Genomic DNA, 2,513 nt, shown 5'->3' on the forward strand with positions numbered 1-2,513 from the left:
GAGGTGTAGATCACGTAGGCGGTCGCGGCCGGATCGACCCTCACCGGCGGCCGCGTGGCCGGCAGCGTTGCCCAGCTCTCCGGCGGCGCATCCAGCGCGATCACCGGCCGGCCGCGCAGGTCGAAGCGCGGCGCCAGACCGTCCTGCGTCAGCAGCGCGGCCAGCCCGGCGTCGGACACCATGTACGCCAGCCGCTCGGCCGGGAAGCCCGGGTCCAGCGGCACGTAGCCGGCGCCGGCCTTGAGCGTGCCCAGCACCGCCGCGAGCATGTCCACCCCGCGCTCCAGCGCGATGCCCACCAGCGCACCGGCGTGCACGCCCTGCGCCAGCAGGCCATGGGCGATGCGGTTGGCGCGTGCGTCCAGCTCGCCGTAGCTCAGCACCGTCGCGCCGCAGCGCACCGCCGCGCGCTCCGGCGCGGCCTCGCACTGCCGCTCGAACTGGCCCTGCATGGACGATGCGGGCACCACCGCTGCGGTGGCGTTCCACCGCTTCAGCCTGGCCCATTCGGCCGCCGGCAGCAGCGGCAACTGCGCGACGGGCTGCTGCGGGTCGGCCAGCGCCGCTTCCAGCAGGGTCTCGTAGCCCTGGCGGAAGCGCGCGGCCGTGGCGGCTTCGAACAGGTCGGCGTTGTAGGTGAGGCCACCGAGCAGGCGGTGTTCCTGCTCGATGAACCACAGGCCCAGGTCCTCGGCCGCGCCGCGCTGGAACACCGGCACCTGCTCGTGCTGCAGATCGCCCCAGCGGCGCGGACGGGCGCTCACGTTCTGGTAGGAGAACATCGCCTGCGCGAGCGGCGGACGGCTCTCGTCGCGCGGCAGCCTGAGCGCCTTGACCAGGTGCTCGAACGGCACGTCGGGACAGGCGAACGCATCGAGCACCGTGGCGCGCACCGCGCGCAGGACGTCCAGGAAGCCTGCCTGCGGATCGACCGGCACGCGCAGCGGCAGCGCGTTGACGAAGAAGCCCATCACCCGCTCGAGCTCCGCGGTGTCGCGGCCGCGCACGGGCGTGTTGACGATCAGGTCGCGCTGCCCGCCGAGCCGGTGCAGCAACACTACGTAGGCGGCCAGCAGCACCATGAAGGGCGTCGCCCCGGCGCGGCGCGCGAACGCGTGCAGAGCCTGCAGCCGGTCGGCGGGCAGCTCGATCCACTCGGTCCCGCCGGCCCCGGACATGCGCGAGGGCCGCGCGCGGTCGGCCGGCAGCTCCAGCGGTTCGGGCGGGGATTCCAGCCGTTGCAGCCAGTGCGCGAGCTGGCGCTGCAGCGGCTCACCCTGCATCCACTCCCGGTGCCAGGCGGCGAAGTCGGCGTATTCCACGGCCAAGGGCGGGAGCGGATCGGCACCGCCGGCGCGGAAGGCCTCGTACAGCGCGGTCATCTCCTGGTAGAGCAGGTCGAAGGACCAGCCGTCCCAGACGATGTGATGGGCCATGAAGAAGAACACGTGCTCCTGCTCGCCGAGCCGGAACAGGCGCGCGCGGAAGAGCGGCGGCGCGGCCAGGTCGAACGGCTCGGCGATCAGCGCGTCGAGGCGCCGGCGCAGCCAAGGCTCGCGCTCCTCCGGCGCAAGCCCGGCGAGGTCCTCCAGCGGCAGCTCGACGTCGATCGCGGCATGGATGTGCTGCTGCGCGAGGCCATCGAGCGTTTCGATCGCCGTGCGCAGCACCGGCTGGCGCCGCACCATCGCACACAGCGCCTGCTCGAATGCCGGCAGGTCCAGCGCTCCGCGCAGGCGGTGGGCCGATGGCGTGTGGTAGGCCACGCGGCCTGGATGCAGTTGCTCCAGGTACCACAGCCGCTGCTGCATCAGCGACAGCGGCGCGCGGCTGCGATCGGCCAGCCGCGGAATGGGCCGCCGCGCACCCGCGGTGCCAGCGCCGCGGATCGCCGCGGCGAGCCGGGCGATGGTGGGCGCTTCGAACACGCTGCGCAGCGGCAGGGCCAGGTCGAGCTCGCGGTTGAGCCGTGCGATGAGCTGGGCCGCCAACAGCGAATGGCCGCCTTGTTCGAAGAAGTTCTCGTCTATGCCTGGCTCATGGCCGCCGAGCACGGCGGCCATCGCCAGCGCGACCTGGCGCTCCAGTTCGTCGCGTGGCCCGACGCGCGCGCCAGCTGGTGGAGAAGCCACGATCGGCGCCGGCAGGCGCGCACGATCGATCTTGCCGTTGGGCAGCAGCGGCAATGCCGCCAGCGCCACGATGTGTTGCGGCAGCATGTATTCCGGCAGGTGTTCGTGCAGGCGGGCACGCAGCGCCGACTCCTCCACCGGCGCATCGCTCACCAGGTAGGCGACCAGGCGCGTATCGCCCGGCCGGTCCTCGCGTACGGTCACCAGCGCCTGCGTGACCGACGGGTGTGCCGCGAGCTGCGCCTCGATCTCGCCCGGTTCGATGCGGAAGCCGCGCAGCTTGATCTGGAAGTCGGCCCGGCCCAGGTGCTCCAGCGTGCCGTCCGCGCGCCAGCGGCCGCGGTCGCCCGTGCGGTACAGCCGCGCGCCCGGTTCGTCCGA

Annotated in this window: 1 protein-coding gene; it reads right to left on the reverse strand. The window is 73.1% G+C overall.

What is annotated here, in order from left to right; translation table 11 throughout:
* Positions 1–2,513, reverse strand: a 2,513-nt coding sequence (locus tag VGU65_RS12875) for a condensation domain-containing protein (RefSeq protein ID WP_327476346.1), incomplete at both ends; no start/stop codon positions are given.

It is taken from the genome of Frateuria sp. (assembly GCF_035943815.1).
Lineage (GTDB): Bacteria > Pseudomonadota > Gammaproteobacteria > Xanthomonadales > Rhodanobacteraceae > Frateuria_A.